Here is an 18494-nt window from a genome sequence, read left to right as displayed (position 1 = left end):
ATAAAAGAATAAAATATAGAGAAAGGCTTTTACTTAATAAAAGCCTTTCTTTTATTTGAACTAAAAGTTATTGTATTCTGTACCAGTTTGTACCATCACTTATGATCATTACAGAACCAATAGTTGGAGTGAGTATAAAATTAGCTGCTGTTGCGGCTGCAAAATCAATAATATTACTTACTATAACGTTTGCAGCAGTTGCTGTATTGCGAATAATATACATACGACCAGATACCGTGTTGGCTGCTGGCGGAGTAAATGTACCTGTAGCTAATAATATTACAGAACTATTTACACCTGTAGTTGCAGTAGATAATGCAAACGTTCCGTTTGTTTGTAGTGTACTTGATGGAGTTGTTGTTCCAATACCTACAGCACCACCATCAGTAACCATAGTTATTTTGTTAAACGCTAATGTGTTATCTGTATCAAAATTGATCATAACATCATTATTAGCACCCATAATTTTAAAATCTTTACCACCAAAAGTTGGTCTGAAAATTAAATTTGAATTTGCCCCAGTATTTTCTTGCACAAAATCCCAAGCACGTTCTATTCCTAAACGCAGAACGGTATTACCAGCACCACTCGATCTTACTTCTAAAGAAGGTGTTGCGGAAGTTCCGTCGGCAGGCACTACACCAATACCTACTTTACCTTCAAAGTAATTTCTTTTGGTACTGCCTTGCACATAAACCCCATACAAATTGGTAACGTTAGCAGTAGGGTTAAATGTTGAACGGAAATCATAATAATTTGAAATAGTACCGGTATAACCAGCGTTTAAAGTGGTAGCTGCATTAAACTGTGCAAAGTTGGTTATATTAGTAGTACTAGTATTAAATATTGAATTAGCATCAAAAGGATAATAATTTGTTATCGCACCACTGCCTGCAAAAGTAGCATAATTACTATATCCAGTAACTCCACCAATATTTGCAGGACCTGATACAGAAATATTGTTACCATAAACACCAATTCCAGAAATATTACCTGTTTGTGCAGAACCCACGAAAAGCTCATTAAAAACCCCATTGAGATTTGTAATACCGCCAGTCGAACCTAAATTTGTTTGAACGTTAACGCTACGAAGAAAGTTTGCACGAGAGGCATTATTCATTCTAGTCACAAACCTACCTGCTGCAAGATTGTTTACTATACCAGATCCGTTATGTATAACTTCTCCCCTTATAGTATAAAGTTGTGATAAACTTGTTGTGTGGTTTGGGTCTACTCTTAAAAGGCCCGCTACAGCTCCTAGTGCCCTGTTACCCGTTTCAGCTGCATCAACATATACCGTTGATGATAACAGATTGTTAAAGGTACTTTGAGAGGAAGAGTGCCTATAAAACTCATTGATTCTTGAATTATCTCCAAATAAATTAGCTGCATCTGTTGAAACATCAGGTGAATTAATACCTTTTACTTTTATACCGCCCCTATTAAAAAATACACTATCTAAATCAGGGCTTGTTAAAACAACTTCATTTGAACTGCTTGATTTGTTTTTCCAAATATTGTTATTTATGTTAGTTGTTTCTACCCAGGCTGTGCCATTAAAATACCAAAATGAATTGGTTGTTGTATTATAAATTTGTAAGCCTGTTGCAGGTGCTGCAATTAAATCACGTTGTGCACTAGTCATTCTTGGAAATAAAATACCTTTAGCAGTGTCTGCAATTTCAAATGCAGCAGACGATTCTGCCGCACCAGCTCCGGCTCCGGCTATTTGTAAACTTTTACCATTAGAACTGATTACTCTATTTGATTGTAACGTACCATTGCTATTGTAAATATTTGTGTTGGCAGCAGCATCTGCAATGCGAACCCACTTTGCACCATCGTTATAGTAATAACCAGGTGTTACATCCCCGGCAGTGGCCGTGTTATAAACCGTCATACCAGCTACATGGGCTGTTAACGGGGCAATGTTTGCCGTACCGGTAAGTGCAACCCTAGGAAGTAACAAGCCTTTATTAGAACTTTCAATTTCTAAAACGCTGCTTGGGCTTATAGTGGTTGGATTATCCCCAATTTTTACCTGCGCAGTAACAGATAAACATGAGGCAATTATTGAGCATAATAATATTATTTTTTTCATGTTGCTTTTTTTTGTCGTTTATTATTTTTAATTTTTTATGATTTTTTGGGTATCACCAATGGTATTGCCTAAAGCATCTACTACAGTTATGTAATACGCACCTTTCAAATAGGTATCTGTATTAATTAGTTTATTGTTCACACCTTTGTTGACAGCTATTGGTGTAGTAGAAATTAATTGACCAACTGAATTGGTAACCCTAATTGTACCCAAGCCTTTGTAACTAGTGTAGAAAGAAATGGTTGTATTCGCTTGCCTACTAACAGGATTCGGGTATACGAACATATAGTCACCTGGTTGACAGCTAATATTTAAAGGTACAATTGCACTATAGGAAAATGTTCCATCCAAGTCAATACATTTTATTCTGTAATAAGCCGTACGGTTGTTTTGTGAAACAATTATACTGTAATCGCTGTTAGTACCTTTTGCAGTGATATTTTCAACCGTTGTAAATTCAATCCCATCTTTACTAGATTCTATTTCAAAGTTTTTTGTATTTACTTCGTTTGAAGTTTTCCATGCAATAATTGCGTTACAGTTTTTCTCTGTAGCGGTAAACGATGTTAAACTTAAAGGAAGTGGTGCAAAACCTGTAGTACTAAAAGGGAATACGGAATTATCATTACCAACTAAATTATTAGTTGTTTGTGGCCCACTTGCTGAGCCCGGTGCAACTCCGGTTGAAAAAGCTACAGTAGCAGTAGGGCTATAAGTATTATTTGCTGTAACAGTAACATTAATTCTGAATTCAACAGCACTAGCTTCAGGTATCAAATCGGTACCATTACTAAAACGAATCGATTGTCCGGGCAATTGATTTGCCTGCCCCGGTGCATTAAAAACTAAATTCCACCCTGCTGGTAAATTGGGTTGTGCTGCGTTAAAACTAACCCCCGGCCCCACAGAAACGAATGGGCGAATTCGCCATGCACTCAAATCTCCTGGACCGTTATTACTGATGGTTACAACAATCTGGTGCAAATGACCAGGTGTCCAAGCGCTATTTTGTACACCATCTTGCATAGGCTGTACATCTATACCAATATCTTGTGCAAATGAGCAAAAGGTTAACAAAAAGCTACTTAAAGTTATTACGATATATTTCATGTTTATTTATATTAATTGGCGGTTAAAGTTTGAATTATAACATTGTTTGTTGTTAATAAATCACCACCACGAGTGGAAGTTGAAATGGAAGCTGTTAATGATTGAGAAGTATTAGCAGTAGTAGCTGGTTTTCTGGTGGCAATTAAACCTATTGTTAAAAGTCCGTTTGGAGTAACTGTTTGTGGACTTGGTATAGTAACAGTTATAAACGAGCCAGCCGAACGGAACAAATAGTCGCCATTATTGTGTGTTGTACCGCCACCCACGTTAGATATACCACTAACACCAAATTGATTCGTACCAGTTAATGTGATACCAGGTACTGTAATATTCCAACCACTTGGAACATTTATATTAATTTGGATAGGGGTTGCATCAGAAGGATTATTTGCAATTTCAAAAAGCGAAATAATTAAATCGTTGGTTTGGTTAGCACTAAAAGTTGAATTATCAACATCGATTGAAGGGGTTAATTCTGGAAAACCATCAGCAATACTACCAATACCTATGGCATCAATACCTGATTTCATAGTACCTATAATACTAGTGTTTTCAACATTTGATGAACTACCCATATTACCAAGTGCTATCCACTTATTTGTTGCTGCATCCCAACCCACCAATCTTAAATGCCCAGCAGGTGCAAAAGTGCTCAAGTTTGGCATACTAGCGGTTATCGCTAAACCATTACCACTGCCACTTATAGCTTGCCAATCCCATTGGCCAATAGTAGCAACTCTTTTGATTGAACCAGCTACAGCAGTAACATTGTGCAATGCATTACTATTTGTAGGGTCAGGTGTGGTACTAGGGTTACCTAAAATCCATGCAGTAGCATATACATCGGTGCTAGCGGTTGGGGCGCTTATTGATAAGCTACGTAAGTCGGTTCCACTACCCACTGGGAAAGTGAATGCTTCGTTACCATACTTTTTCATGTAACCATTAATATTCGCTGCATCTGATGCAGCTGTATATACAGCTCCGGGAAAATAAGCGCTGAAATAGCCAGGTGTAGCCGTACGAGCAGTATTCCAAGATTGGTTTGCTGATGACGCTAAATTAATTGTTCCAAAGTTCATGAACTCTGATACTGGAGCCACATAAGTACTTTGTGCAAACGTCAAAGTACTTACCCAAATTAAAATTAAAAAAAATAGTAGTTTTTTTATCATACTAAATGATTGTTTAAAAGTGAACGAATTTTTAAATTTTAAAAGACATTGGATTACTTTAAATGCATTAAAAATTAAATAACACATGAAAGATAGAGAGAGAAAAATGTAGGGGAATGTATGGTTTTGTAAAGATTTGATTTGATTTGTAAAAACCTCATTTATCTTAAATAAAATGCGCTAAGAATTTTATTTAAGATGAAGAGTGATGAAAAAAAATAAAGAAGTGAAAAATAAATGTAATGTTGAACGAATAAAATCTATTTCATACGTATAAAGTCTAAGTGAAATGATTTCAAAACTGCTTCAAAAAAAATATTCGGCCTATCAAACTAATACACTAGGTAACAAACTAAACAAAGCAGCATAAAATAGATAATATAAACATCTGTATCAACCGAATTAAAACTACAGTTCAAAAGCCTAAAAATAAATAGTGTATTAAAATAAATAGTTGTGTAGACGAACAAAAAAAAGAATCCAATTTAAAAAAGTTAACAACAATAATCTATTAAAATGAACATGTAAATACAACCGTACAATTAATTTGGTTACCAACACAAACGTATTGCTCAAGTTGATGTAACAAAAACTCTATGTAAAAAAATGACCTCAAGTAATGTAAAATGAATTTAGAAACTGAAATTCAAGAAAATTACTCACCAAAAAATAATTAAAATTCAAGTGTCGATTAATTCATTAAAATAAAAAAAAACGATTTTTAAGAACTAAAATAAAACTTCATGCAATAAAGAGTACTTGATTGATTTTATTATTATAGTTTCCATCACTAACACAAAATTGTACTAGTTACAATTTATATATCGTAAAATTTAAATTTTATGAAGGAACTTTTTTATATCAGTTAAAAAAAATAAAAAATTTAAAATGGGATATCTCATTTTTAAAACAATCAAAAAACTTTTAGTTTAAAAATCTTTTAAACTAAAAGTTTTAATCAGGAGCATACACAATAAGGAAGGAAGGGATAATTGTAATAACCCAATCAATAATTTTCAGTAAAAAACCAATAAAAATGAAAGTAAATCAAATAATTTTTAGGTAGTCTCCTATACAACACAATTATTTAAAAATTAATCACTATATAAATACTGGCAAAAGCTTGAAAAAAACAACAAAAGAATTGTAATCATCGCTCATTTATAAAAAAGTAAAAATGCACCTTAAACAAAATTTCTTATTGTTATTGATAATAGTTCCTTTATTAGCTAAATCGCAAAAAAATAAACCTGCAACGCCAAAAACAATTGCTTATATCGTTCAAACAGAAATATTAAAATCAGTTAAAGATTTTGAGAAAAATACGAAGGAAATAGATAGCCTAAAAAAATTATATGCTAGTGAAATTCAAGAAAGTGCAAATAAATTAGATGTAAAAATTACACTGCTTTTAAAGCCTTATGAAATTAGTAACAAAGAAACTATTGAAGCAATAAAATTAAAATTAAATCAAAACGATTCTGCAAAATTTGAATTGTACATTAAAGAGAATGAACTAATTCAAAATGCTTCAAAAAATTACGATTTAATGATTAAAACAATTTACGAACAAAAAGTGCAAACAATAATTAACAAAGTAAATGCGGCAATAGAAGCATATGCTAAAACAAATAAAATTGCGGTGGTATATATTTTAGAAAATATATCAGCAGGTTTGGCTTTTATCGACAAAGGCATCAATATCACTGATAACATAATTACAATCTTAGCATCGAAAAATTAAATTCTTATTTACACAATACACTTAATAATTATTACGATTTGTTTTTTACATAATTGAAAGGTTATTGTTTAATCAAATTGCTTAAATAATAAAAACTAATTAATATTTATAAAACCCAGCTTGATTGTATTTTGTAAATGACCCATTATCTAAATAAAAATTAGTTGAAACTGAAATCTATTTAACTGAACACACACATAATCAAGGCTATTCTCTTTAATCACTAAAAAAAGAATTAATACCTTCTCAATAAATATGGTCAACATAAATTATCCATTTAGTTATATGTAAAACTATATACTTACTATTTATGGTTTTTATTGTAATATTTTAATGAAATAGCCAATGTTTAAAATAGAGCAACAATAAAATTAAAATTGAAAAAATGATTTTTTTATGATTATATAAAACAAAACGCAGCTGATTACGACTTTATTTTATTTTTAAAATATAGAAAGTACTGTTTAGATAAGCTAAATCTATAAATTTTTAACACTTTTGAAAAGTAAAACAATACTTTACAAATCATATTTATGATTCATGAAACTTGGTGTAATTGCTGTAAAATACATCTAAATCATAGCTTAACTTGTAGTAAATATTACACAATATTTTAGTTTAATAATCAGTAAAAAGGGATGTAGTTACATCCCTTTTTAAAATTAAAAATCAAACCATTATGAACATAAAAAAATATGATATAGCAGTTACTATTTTTGATCAAAACTATATTTACAAAGTAGGGCTACAGTCAATTTTGTACGATAAGTACCTTAATAAAATAAAAGTAAAATTTAAACATACTGATGAGCTCTATGCAAAAGTTATTCTAACCAATATCGATGTCGCATTTGTGCACATCCCCCAAAAACATTCTTTCGAATGTATACAAAAATACCTACTCAACTTTAAAAAGTTAAATAAAAAAGTTAAGCTCATTGGCTACCTCGATAGTTATAAATTTGAAGTGGTAGAATATGCCCATGTTTTGTGTCTAGATGGCATCTTTTTGTTAAGCGACACTAAAGAAAAAATCTATTCATTACTACACCAATGTACCGCACATTTAAGAAATAATAAACCCAATAAAATTGACCTCATTGCAAAAATCAACAATAATTAAATACAAATTAGGACCATATGATTTTAAATGAATCACTATCAAAAGTAGCTATTATTGTATGCACAAATGCTACTTAAAATAAAATAGCGATATAAAATATAAGCTACTCAAAGCGTTCTTTCTCAAATAAGAAATATTTGTATGAATGCTATTAATATAATATATACAAAACCGAACTAAAAACTATGTTGCATGCATATTTAAGTATACAACCCGTAAATAGCATCACCGTGTTTAATGCAGGCATAGTGCTCACCTAAGGGTTTATAAGTGTATTATTAAAGCACGTTGGTATACATGTAACAAACAATTTCCCTAATGAAATTGCACAGCAATATGCAACACAATGCCTTTAATATATTGCTACAAGTATAAATAAAGTAGAAGAACCTTCATCCGCTTTATGCAAAGTATTATACGGTATAACATTATCTACACCAATACCTAGTAGTATACAAAATTGGGGATATAACCAACAATAAATAACCAGCTTTGAAAATACTATTATACAACAGCGGCCAATAATAGGTAATATAACGGTAGATACATTTATGGCCAGTTGGCTTATTATAAGAGGCCAACTAGCTGAAAAACATGATGGATAAGTATTGCAGATAGATAAGCATCCGTATGATGTGATGTTGAACAGTTATCCTATGTCATTTTCAATCATCAATTACTCTGCCATTTACAATCAAGTTTATTTCTAATTAAAACACTTGTAAAAGTTGCTTCACAATGCTTTTTATGCATAACATAAAAAAAGTGGTAACACATAGGTTTGTTACCACTTTCAAATCAAAATAATACGGTTTTTCATAGAGATAGCATTTAGAGCTATAATATCTGTTTGAAACCTAAAAAATACTGGATTAATATTCTTTTAACAGTATAAAATTAACGCATTTTTACACCTGTAAATCTTTAAAAAAAGATGCTTTTGTGAAGCACGCTATTTGTTTGTGAATCATAATTTTAGTTTTTGAAACAACTTTAATTACTATTTATAAAATTGATTAAAACTAGTTTTATGTAAAAAATCAAGCATTTTCTTACATACGAAATACAGTAACTTACACATTCGTTTGATTACACAATTAATGAAAGTAATTAAAGCTTCGGCTACCAGCTCCTGTGGCTTTTGTAATGTAATGTATAGCGACACAAAAAATTAACCAGGCATAGCTTACAGCTTTAATGCACAAATTACCAATACATTATACATGATCGATACGCCTACGAACAACAGCGTAATAGGTTGTTAGAAAATTAGAAGCCTTCTTTCATTACAGCTGATGCTATCATCGCTATTATAAGTGCTATACACTATAAATTATAATGGCAGCCAATACTGAAATTAATTTTGAAGCAGTCAACTTCTTTGCTATTAACTTATTAAGTGCTATTATGTACTATAAATAATAAAAGGTTTTACAAAGCATAAACAGCTTTTTAAAAACTAAGTTGCACACTTACATAACATGCTTATAAGCTACAATTTATCCATCATATTTTAATTTATTTTTATGTTTTCATATGGGATATATGAAACAATTAATTGACAAAACGGGGGATGTTTCTACATCTCCTTATTATGTTACTGATAGGTTTAAAAGGGTTTTTAGAGAATTTGGATTTAGAAGGGTTATGTCTATAACCCTTCTTCTTAAAAAAAGTTTTAATTATCAATCATAGTTTTTCATGCTGAAATTTTAGACAAATCAGCCAAAGGGGTTGTTTCTACTTCCCCTTTTTTTTTACAAAACAGCATTCAAAATTAACTACATCAAATAGGCAGGTTACTGCTGAGTGCTCCTTAATATTTCCAAAGTATTAATTTTTCTATCATTGAATTATTCAATGTTATCTTACCCACTTCACGTACTTTTGTAAAAATTTTTTTATGAATCATACTTTAATTACACACAGTATTTTACGTTGGGCAGTTTTAGTGTTAGGCTTGTGGACCATCATCAACGCTATTGCAGGTATTACAGGCAAAAAAGCATATACCAATAAGGATAATAAAGTGAACTTATTTTTTATGATCAGTTGCGATATCCAATTGCTATTAGGGCTTATTTTATATTTCAAAGGTGTATGGTTCAATGCATTGAAAGAAAATACAGCAGTCGTAATGAAAGATGCATCACTACGCTTTTTTGCAGTAGAACACATTACCATGATGTTGATGGCTTGGGTATTGGTACACGTAGCTCGAGTTATGGCGAAAAAAGCACCAACCGATGCACAAAAACACAAACGCAGTTTAATATTGTTTGGCGTAGCGTTAATAATAATTTTGGCAATGATTCCTTGGCCGTTTAAGCAACCTGGTATTGCTAGGGCATTGTTTCCTCAATTTTAATAAAAGCAATTTTTTATAGGATGGCAAAACAAAAAAAAGTGGTGGCTAAAGAGCAACCTATTATACTTATTACCAATGATGATGATATTACATCACCCGGTATTAAAGCCTTGGTTGAGGCGGTGAAAGATATGGGCCGAGTAGTGGTAGTAGCGCCTGATAAGCCACAAAGCGGTATGGGGCATGCCATTACCATTGGTTCACCATTGCGTATGCGTAAAATGGATTTATTTGGTGATATTGAAAGTTGGCAAACCAGTGGTACCCCAGTTGATTGTGTAAAATTAGCAGTAGATAAAGTATTGCACCGCAAACCAGATATTTGCTTAAGCGGTATCAACCACGGCGCTAACCACAGCATTAATGTAATTTATAGTGGTACCATGAGTGCTGCTATGGAAGCTAGTATTGAAGGCATACCAAGTATTGGTTTTTCAATGATGGATTATAGTTACGAAGCAGATTTAACTGCCGCAAAAGAAATTGTAAGAAAGATTGTAAAATCGGTCATCAAGAAAAAACTCGACAAGCACCTATTGCTGAACGTGAATATTCCGGGTGGACCATTAGAAAAAATAAAAGGTATCAAAATCTGTAAACAAGCCTATGCTAAATATGAAGAAGAGTTTGCAGAACGCATGGACCCACACAAAAAGAAATACTATTGGTTAACAGGTGAGTTTAAAAACTTTGATAAATCAAAAGATACCGATGTTTGGGCCTTGCAAAACAATTACGTTAGTGTAGTACCTGTGCAGTTTGATTTAACCAACTATAAATTAAAAGCACAATTAGAAAAAGCAAACCTCTTTAAATAATGTTTAAGAAAGATAATTTTATATACGGTTGTATATTAGGTATGCTAGCACCTATTGTAGGCTTACTCTTATTAAAATACTACAAATTTGGGATGCTTAGTTTTAAAGAGGTATTGCAATTTATATATTATCAACCAGGGCATGGTTTAATGACGGCTGGCTTAAGTGTTGCACTAATGATGAATGCACTCTTTTTCACCATCTATGTTAACGGTAAAAAAGATCAAACAGGTAAAGGCTTATTTGTATCAACCGTAGTGTACGGTGTAGTTATATTATTGATTAAATATTTGAGTTGATGCCGTTGGCACCAACTCAAATATTTTTTATAAAGAAAATAAGCCGTTTACAAACTGCTTACCATCAAACACTAATAAATCCTGGGCTTTTTCTCCTACCCCAATAAATTTTACGGGTATTTTAAATTGATCTGCAATAGCGATCACTACACCACCTTTTGCGGTACCATCTAACTTTGTAATGGTTAAAGCGGTTACTTCAGTTGCTGCTGTAAAATGCTTGGCTTGTTCCAAAGCATTTTGCCCAGTACTACCATCTAACACCAACATCACCTCATGCGGCGCTGCAGGTATTACTTTTTGAATCACTTTTTTAATTTTACTCAGTTCATCCATCAAATGAGCTTTATTATGCAACCTACCTGCTGTATCAATCAAAATAACATCAGCATTTCGAGCTACGCCACTTACTACAGTATCATATGCTACAGAAGCAGGGTCGCTACCTTGTTCACGTTTTACAATTGGTACACCTGTGCGTTCGCTCCAAATAGTGAGTTGCTCAACAGCAGCCGCCCTAAAAGTATCTGCCGCACCTAACAATACTGATTTTCCTGCTAATGAAAAGTTATGAGCCAATTTACCAATGGTAGTGGTTTTACCTACACCATTTACCCCTACTACTAAAATAACATGTGGATGATGGCCTTTCGGCAGTTCATAATTTTCATAAGTAGCATCAGCATCGCCCTTTACTAATAAAGCCTCAATTTCAGCCTTTAATATACCATTGAGTTCGGCGGTATTCAGATACTTATCTTTTGCTACCCTTAGTTCAATATTTTCAATAATTTTTACCGTCGTTTCAATACCCACATCAGCACTTACCAACGCATCTTCTAAGTTATCAAGCACATCTACATCAACTGTACTTTTGCCTGCAATGGCCTTGGTAATTTTCCCAAAAAAACCTTCTCTGGTTTTTTGTAAACCAGCATCAAGCGTTTCTTGTTGCTGTTTTTTACCGAATAATTTATCAAATAAGCCCATAATTGTTTGTTCAAATAATTGCTGCAAAAGTAGTTGTAAATTTTACAACTTTAAAACCATTTTGCAATAATGTAAACTAAAAAAGCCATTCCGATTGAAGGAACAGCTTTCTATAAAAATTTAAAGACGTGTATATTACTGAGCTAAATGCTCTTGAATTTTATCTTTGTGTACAATCGTTTCTTTGAAAGTATACGCACCAGTTTTAGGACTACGAACTGTACGAATTACTTTTGTCCAGTTTTTTGCATCTGCTGCTGCTTTTGCATCCTTGATTTTAGCGTTTTTTGAAGCTGCTTTTGCCATGGTATTTTAATTTAAAAAATTTGTAATGTTGATAATGCAGGGATTTAACCCAATAACATTATTTAATTTCTTTGTGTACAGTTACTTTTTTAAGAATAGGATTAAATTTCTTTAATTCCATACGCTCTGGAGTATTCTTTTTGTTTTTCGTTGTAATATAACGACTTGTACCAGGTTGACCACTAGTTTTGTGCTCTGTACACTCCATAATAACCTGTACTCTGTTTCCTTTCTTTGCCATTGTGCTTATTTGAAAATTTGAAAACTGAAGATTTGAAATACCAAACTCCGAATCTTCTCATTTACTGAATTAATTAGTTATATTTTAGAACCAGCTAAACGCATTTCTTTTACAGTTGCGTACAAACCATTTTTATTGATAGTACGAATTGCTTCTGAAGATACTTTAATGGTAATCCATTTGTCTTCTTCCGCTAAGAAATAACGCTTGGTTTGTAAATTTGGTAAAAATCTACGCTTTGTTTTAATATTAGAGTGAGAAACCTTATTACCGGTAATTGGTTTCTTTCCTGTAAGTTCACATACTCTTGCCATTGTCCTTAAATTTTGGACGGCAAAAGTAATGAATTTTATTGAATACCACACTGTAATTTTATTTTTTTTTAATTTTATCTGAAAATTACACTTAAATCATCTTCAAAAACTAAAAATAATGCAACAACATACAGTAAATACACACTTTAATGGTGGTATGCAATTTACGGCAAATGTGAGCAACCATGATGTATTGATGGACGCCACAGCTGAAGATGGTGGTAATGATAGTGGCGCTAGCCCAAAAAGATTAATGCTGGCGGCGCTTGCTGGTTGCACGGGTATTGATATTGTTTCTATTCTAAACAAAATGAAGGTAAGTTTTACTGATTTTGACATTCACATCGATGCCAACCTAACTGAAGAACACCCTAAAACCTATAACAAAGTCAATATTTTATACAGTATAAAACTAGCCGAAGCCGATCAACCAAAAATGGAGAAAGCCGTTACCCTATCGCAAGAAAAATACTGCGGCGTAAGTGCCATGTTTAAAAAATTCGCTACTGTAAATTGGCAAATAAAGTATTTATAAACGGGGCTTTTTTGGGGTTAATCGTACCATTTGCAACACAATCGCCATCATAATCAATAATACACCTATGTAAAAGGCGCCGTGAAAATTTTTGCTTTCCCCAAAAAATAAAAAAGCCAGTATAATACCATACAATGGCTCAAGGTTGTACATTAAGTTAATAGTAAAGGCCGATATTTTTTGTAATGCTTTCAACTGCAAATCAAAGCACAATACGGTACATATTACTGCTAACACCAATAACCATATGGTATCGGTTATCGTAGGTATGTAATAAGGCGCATCCGTTACTTGTAAATAAAAAGGTAACAAAACAGATAAAATCACAAAACCACCCAACAGTTCATAAAAGGTGAGCGTACGAGGACTGTACACCGTAACCAATTGCTTATTAAAAATGGGGAAAATAGCACTGCCTATAGCAGCCAATATACCATACACAATGCCCTGTGCAAATTGTGGGTGAAAATCAAAAATAATGTAAATGCCTATAATAGCCAGTAAGCCCAACAACAACTCCTGCCACACAAATGGTTTGCGTAAAATAAATGGTTCAAGCAAAGCCGAAAAAAAACCAGCAGCTGATAAACAAACCAATGCAACTGATATGTTGCCATATTTTACACTCCCATAAAACATTACCCAATGAAAAGCAATAATGCCTCCCACACCTGTCATTTTTAATAATGCTTTAGTAGGTAAAGCCACAAACTCTTTTTTGTAATACAACATGCCTGCTAATACCAATACAGTAATGAGCAGTCGGTACCAAACCAACAACCCTTCGTTTAACTGAATTAACCTCCCTAAAACGGCTGTAAATCCTGCTAAAAAAACAGCAATATGAAGTTGTATAAAAGCCTTTTTCATGCTAAAAAGTTACAAATATACTGTGCTGTTCATCAAGCCATTGCAAAAAATAATAAAATGGAATGTGCTATTCAAAAATGAGCAGTACTGTATTCAATAAAAAATTTTGCAAAAAAACCTTCCCATTTACCGCTCAACAGTAAACATACTTATATTTGCGACCTTATAACTAACTATTAAAACATGAATTTTAAACGCATCAACAACATTACAGGGTGGCTAATTTGCATTATTGCTTGTTCTGTTTACATCATGACTATGGAAGCTACCGGAAGCCTTTGGGATTGCGGTGAATTTGCTTCAAGTGCATACAAATTACAAATACCTCACCCGCCTGGTGCTCCTTTGTTTGTTTTAATAGGTAGAATTTTTATGTCGCCCTTCGACCCTGCCCATGCCGCAACAGGTATCAACCTTATGAGTGCATTGGCTAGTGGATTTACCATTTTATTTTTATTTTGGAGCATTACCCACTTTGCAAAAAAGTTGATATTGAAAGATGGTCAGCCATTAGACAATGGTAAAATTGTAGCCATAATGGGTGCTGGTATTGTAGGGGCGTTAGCTTATACCTTCTCAGATTCGTTTTGGTACTCAGCAGTTGAAGGCGAAGTATATGCTTTGTCATCTTTCTTTACAGCCTTGGTTTTTTGGGCGATGGTAAAGTGGGATCAAAACGTTACCGAAGAGCAAGAAGCTGGCGTTAAAGGCCGCTTTACCAAAGCTGATAGATGGCTTATTTTAATATTTTACCTCATGGGCTTATCAATTGGGGTGCATTTATTAAACTTACTTACCATACCTGCAATTGTAGTAATGTACTTTTATAGAAGGTATGAAGTAACGGCTTGGAAAACCTTTTTTGCTTTTATCATCGGTTGTATTATCACAGGTTTGGTACAAAAAGCGGTTATTCAATGGAGCATTAAAGGTGCTGGTAATATGGATATCCTTTTTGTAAATGATTTTGGTTTACCATTTTTCACTGGCTTTGCTTTCTTCTTCGTATTAGTAGCCGTACTCATTTATTTTGGATTACGTATTGCTGTTAAAAATAATTGGCAGTTTTTAAAATTAGGTTTGTGGAGCTTTGCCTTTATGTTATTAGGTTACTCTACTTACTTCACTACCATGGTACGTAGCAGTGCTGACCCATCGGTTGACATGTTCAACGTTGATAACCCTGTAAACTTAGTAGGTTATGTGAGCCGTGAACAATATGGCGATTGGCCAATTTTATACGGACAAGATTTTACTGCCCAAGTACAAGATTCAAAAGTTACCGATACTTACATTAAGAGCAACGGTAAATACGAAAAAAGTGGTCGTAAAGTAGAATATGTTTATGCACCTGAAGATATGCACTTCTTCCCTCGTATGTGGGATCAAAGCAACGACCAAGGCCATGCTGATTACTATGCTGATTTTGCAGGTATTGGAAAAGATAAACAAGGTCAATACGAACGACCACCAACCATGGGTGAAAACATTAGTTTCTTCATGAACTACCAAATTAATTGGATGTACTGGCGTTACTTCATGTGGAATTTTGCTGGTAAGCAAAACGATATTCAAGGGGTGATGATGGGCAATGTAAGAGATGGTAACTGGAAAACCGGTATCGGCTTTTATGACAACCTTCGTTTGGGCGATCAAGATAAAATGCCTGATAGTGTAAAGTACAACAAGGCCAATAACAAATTATTTATGTTGCCTTTAATTTTAGGCATTATGGGCCTCATTTATCAAATTAAAAAAGATAAAAGAGATGCATTGGTAGTGGGGCTTTTATTCTTCTTCACCGGTTTTGCCATTTGCTTGTATTTAAACCAAGCTGGTAACCAGCCACGTGAAAGGGATTACGCTTATGTAGGTTCATTTTATGCATTCGCCTTCTGGATTGGCTTGGGCGTTTTATATGTAAGAGAATTATTAATGGGTGCTATTAAAGATGGTAGAAACGCCGCTATTGCCGCTACCCTATTGTGTACATTAGCTGTACCTGTAATTATGGCTAACCAAGAGTGGGATGATCATGATAGAAGTCAAAAAACCATTGCCCGTGATTTGGCGATTGATTACCTCGAAAGTTGTGCTCCAAACGCTATTTTATTTTCATTTGGCGATAACGATACTTACCCGTTATGGTATGCGCAAGAAGTACAAGGTATTCGTAACGATGTAAGGGTAATTAACGCTAGCTTATTGGGTACAGATTGGTACATCAACCAAATGCGCTACAAAGTAAACCAAAGCGACCCTATTGATGTAATTTGGACCACAGCACAAATTGAAGGTTCAAATAGAGATGTATTGGTAAATGCTCCACAAAACGGCATCGACCCAAATAAACCAATGGATTTATATACAATGATGAAAGATTATGCAGGGAGTGATGATCCATCAAAACTATACAACGGGCAATACAATGTGTTCCCTACCACCAAAGTATTTATTCCGGTAGATACTAATTTGGTAAGAAAAAATGGAACATTAAATGCCAATGATGTGGCAGTACCTGCAGTAGCTTTTGAAATTCCTAAACGTCAGTTATACAAAAACGATGCTGCTATTTTAAACATCATTGCAGCCAATAAATGGAACCGCCCAATTTATTTCACCAACCCGTATGGTGAGCTAGGTTTCCAAAATTATTTACGTTTAGATGGTTTAACCTATCGCTTGGTGCCTTATGCTAATGGTAGCGGTAATGATGTAAACAATAGTTGGGTGGCTGATAAAATGATGACCAAATTTGCCTTTGGCGGTGCTGAAAAAAATGGAACTTATTTTGATGAAGAAAACCGCAGGCACTTAAACTCAATACGTTTAGCTTATGCACAAGCAGCTGGTAGTTTAGCTGATGCTGGTAGAAAAGATGAAGCTAAAAAAATGTTGAACAAATGCGACCAAATGATGTTAGAAAGTAACATGAGTTATGGTATGGTGAGCAGAAGCCAACAACAAAATCAAATTTCATTACAGTTTTTAATTGCTGCTTACAAAGCAGGTGATGATGCCCTAATTAAAAAAGTAACAGCAAGTTTAAAGAAAGATATGGAACAACAAGCTGCATACTACGAAGCATTACCTGATGAAAAGAGAGCAGCCATTAGCTACGAAGAAGAAAGAAATATGAATTTGTTGAGGGGTATGTTACAAATGGAACAACAGTTTAAAAATGTACCACAAGTAAATGAAAAACCCACCACCATTACAACACAACCCACAGAGACAACGCAACAAAAAAAATAAATTAAAAAGCCTTCGTAACTGAAGGCTTTTTTGTTAACAATACATGAGCAATTGTAACGAATGAAAATCGTAATTCGTAAAATAAAGCCACCTTTTATACAGACCTTTATACCGATTCAACTTCACAAAAAACAACAGCATTATGTTAGGATATCAATTTAAGAAGTTTGATGCCAGCGCTGATGAACCATCAGGCTTTGATAAACTTATGAAGATTTTTACGCAGTTGTTAACGTACACCAGCGGCGATTTCAATGAAGCTATGCAATGGCTCAACGAGTTAGATAAAGAGTATAAACTTACCGATGATAATTATGGTATAGGCGATTTTTTAGAAGACCTTAAAAACAAAGGCTACATTTCTGAAAACCCTCAAAATGGTGAAATAAAAATTACTGCCAAAACAGAACAAACCATTCGTAAAAGCAGTTTAGAAGAAATTTTCGGTAAACTCAAAAAAACCAAACAAGGCAACCACACTACTTTTAAACCTGGTGGTGCAGATGAAATTAATACCGATACAAGGCCTTACCAGTTTGGCGATACCATGGAGCAAATTGATTTTACCAGCTCTATACGCAATGCCCAAATAAACCACGGTATTGATAGCTTTCGTATGCAAGAAGATGATTTAGAAATTAGAGAAGCTGATTTTAAATCACAAACATCAACTGTATTAATGATTGATATTTCTCACTCCATGATTTTGTATGGAGAAGATAGAATTACACCTGCCAAAAAAGTAGCCATGGCATTGAGCGAATTAATCAAAACAAAATACCCAAAAGACACGTTGGATATTGTAGTGTTTGGTAACGATGCTTGGCCTATTGAAGTGAAAGATTTACCCTATTTACAAGTTGGGCCATACCACACCAATACCGTTGCAGGCTTGGAGTTAGCGATGGATATTTTACGCAGACGACGCAACCCCAATAAACAAATTTTTATGATTACTGATGGTAAACCTACTTGTTTAAAAGTAGGTAAACAGTATTATAAAAACAGCTTTGGTATCGATAGAAAAATTTTAACCCGTTGCATGAGCTTAGCCACCCAATGCAAAAAATTAAAAATTCCTATTACTACCTTTATGATTGCCAGCGACCCTTACCTTCAAAAATTTGTACAAGAGTTTACTGAAACCAATAATGGTAAAGCATTTTTTGCATCGTTAGATAAATTAGGCGCCTTCATTTTTAAAGATTTTGAAAGCGGAAAAAGAAAAACAGTATTTTAAAAACA

The 18494-nt window shown here is 33.6% G+C and carries 16 protein-coding genes; 8 read left to right on the top strand and 8 right to left on the bottom strand.

Annotated features, from left to right (window positions below; genetic code table 11):
- Positions 1 to 67 precede the first annotated feature (67 nt).
- Genes ACFOWM_RS12180 through ACFOWM_RS12170 form a run of 3 tightly spaced genes read right to left on the bottom strand, consistent with a single transcriptional unit; the run spans position 68 to position 4314 of the window.
- A complete protein-coding gene (locus ACFOWM_RS12180) occupies positions 68 to 2101 on the bottom strand; it encodes a hypothetical protein (protein WP_379710501.1) in 2034 nt (677 codons plus the stop codon).
- Between the two features lie 27 nt (positions 2102 to 2128).
- The gene (locus tag ACFOWM_RS12175) at positions 2129 to 3211 is read right to left on the bottom strand and encodes a T9SS type A sorting domain-containing protein (RefSeq protein ID WP_379710498.1); all 1083 of its coding nucleotides are present in this window, start codon (positions 3209 to 3211) and stop codon (positions 2129 to 2131) included.
- A gap of 11 nt (positions 3212 to 3222) precedes the next feature.
- Positions 3223 to 4314: a hypothetical protein gene (locus tag ACFOWM_RS12170; protein WP_379710495.1), complete on the bottom strand. Its 1092-nt coding sequence runs from the start codon at positions 4312 to 4314 to the stop codon at positions 3223 to 3225.
- A gap of 1249 nt (positions 4315 to 5563) precedes the next feature.
- Here ACFOWM_RS12170 and ACFOWM_RS12165 point away from each other — a divergent pair.
- The 5 genes from ACFOWM_RS12165 to ACFOWM_RS12145 all read left to right on the top strand — a co-directional run bounded on the left by ACFOWM_RS12165 (position 5564) and on the right by ACFOWM_RS12145 (position 10738).
- Positions 5564 to 6130 (top strand): OmpH family outer membrane protein, encoded by a 567-nt coding sequence (locus tag ACFOWM_RS12165; RefSeq protein ID WP_379710492.1) that lies wholly within the window; start codon positions 5564 to 5566, stop codon positions 6128 to 6130.
- A gap of 679 nt (positions 6131 to 6809) precedes the next feature.
- Entirely contained in the window at positions 6810 to 7253 is a 444-nt protein-coding gene (locus tag ACFOWM_RS12160; RefSeq protein ID WP_379710489.1) for a hypothetical protein, read from the top strand.
- 1903 nt (positions 7254 to 9156) lie between these two features.
- Positions 9157 to 9621 carry a hypothetical protein gene (locus tag ACFOWM_RS12155; RefSeq protein WP_379710487.1) on the top strand — a complete coding sequence of 155 codons (465 nt, stop codon included), beginning with the start codon at positions 9157 to 9159 and terminating at the stop codon, positions 9619 to 9621.
- Positions 9622 to 9641: 20 nt separating this feature from the next.
- Positions 9642 to 10439, top strand: a complete 798-nt coding sequence (gene surE / locus ACFOWM_RS12150; RefSeq protein ID WP_379710484.1) for a 5'/3'-nucleotidase SurE — start codon at positions 9642 to 9644, stop codon at positions 10437 to 10439.
- Entirely contained in the window at positions 10439 to 10738 is a 300-nt protein-coding gene (locus ACFOWM_RS12145; protein ID WP_379710481.1) for a hypothetical protein, read from the top strand. Before surE ends, ACFOWM_RS12145 begins: the two co-directional genes overlap by 1 nt.
- A 27-nt stretch (positions 10739 to 10765) precedes the next feature.
- Here ACFOWM_RS12145 and ftsY read toward each other — a convergent pair whose 3' ends face one another.
- The 4 genes from ftsY to rpmB form a co-directional block, all read right to left on the bottom strand.
- On the bottom strand, positions 10766 to 11755 hold the full coding sequence (gene ftsY / locus ACFOWM_RS12140; RefSeq protein WP_379710478.1) for a signal recognition particle-docking protein FtsY: 990 nt from the start codon (positions 11753 to 11755) through the stop codon (positions 10766 to 10768).
- A gap of 108 nt (positions 11756 to 11863) precedes the next feature.
- The gene (locus tag ACFOWM_RS12135; RefSeq protein WP_379710476.1) at positions 11864 to 12034 is read right to left on the bottom strand and encodes a DUF4295 family protein; all 171 of its coding nucleotides are present in this window, start codon (positions 12032 to 12034) and stop codon (positions 11864 to 11866) included.
- A 58-nt stretch (positions 12035 to 12092) separates the two neighbouring features.
- Positions 12093 to 12275 carry a 50S ribosomal protein L33 gene (rpmG, locus tag ACFOWM_RS12130; protein ID WP_379710474.1) on the bottom strand — a complete coding sequence of 61 codons (183 nt, stop codon included), beginning with the start codon at positions 12273 to 12275 and terminating at the stop codon, positions 12093 to 12095.
- Positions 12276 to 12352: 77 nt separating this feature from the next.
- Positions 12353 to 12589, bottom strand: a complete 237-nt coding sequence (gene rpmB / locus ACFOWM_RS12125; protein WP_379710472.1) for a 50S ribosomal protein L28 — start codon at positions 12587 to 12589, stop codon at positions 12353 to 12355.
- Between the two features lie 118 nt (positions 12590 to 12707).
- Between rpmB and ACFOWM_RS12120 the strand changes: the two genes are divergently transcribed.
- Positions 12708 to 13124, top strand: a complete 417-nt coding sequence (locus ACFOWM_RS12120; protein WP_379710470.1) for an OsmC family protein — start codon at positions 12708 to 12710, stop codon at positions 13122 to 13124.
- Here the strand turns inward: ACFOWM_RS12120 and ACFOWM_RS12115 are convergent.
- Positions 13119 to 13994 carry a DMT family transporter gene (locus ACFOWM_RS12115; RefSeq protein WP_379710468.1) on the bottom strand — a complete coding sequence of 292 codons (876 nt, stop codon included), beginning with the start codon at positions 13992 to 13994 and terminating at the stop codon, positions 13119 to 13121. The two genes, ACFOWM_RS12120 and ACFOWM_RS12115, sit on opposite strands and share 6 nt — an antisense overlap.
- Before the next feature lie 183 nt (positions 13995 to 14177).
- On the opposite strand from ACFOWM_RS12115, the gene ACFOWM_RS12110 reads away from it, so the two are divergent.
- Positions 14178 to 17249, top strand: a complete 3072-nt coding sequence (locus ACFOWM_RS12110) for a glycosyltransferase family 117 protein (RefSeq protein WP_379710466.1) — start codon at positions 14178 to 14180, stop codon at positions 17247 to 17249.
- Positions 17250 to 17391: 142 nt separating this feature from the next.
- Positions 17392 to 18489 (top strand): vWA domain-containing protein, encoded by a 1098-nt coding sequence (locus ACFOWM_RS12105; RefSeq protein WP_379710464.1) that lies wholly within the window; start codon positions 17392 to 17394, stop codon positions 18487 to 18489.
- Positions 18490 to 18494 lie beyond the last annotated feature (5 nt).

The organism is Ferruginibacter yonginensis, from assembly GCF_042651465.1.
GTDB classification, from domain to species: domain Bacteria; phylum Bacteroidota; class Bacteroidia; order Chitinophagales; family Chitinophagaceae; genus Ferruginibacter; species Ferruginibacter yonginensis.
Note: the sequence above shows the minus strand (reverse complement) of the source record. Positions and strands in the feature narration are given on the sequence as shown.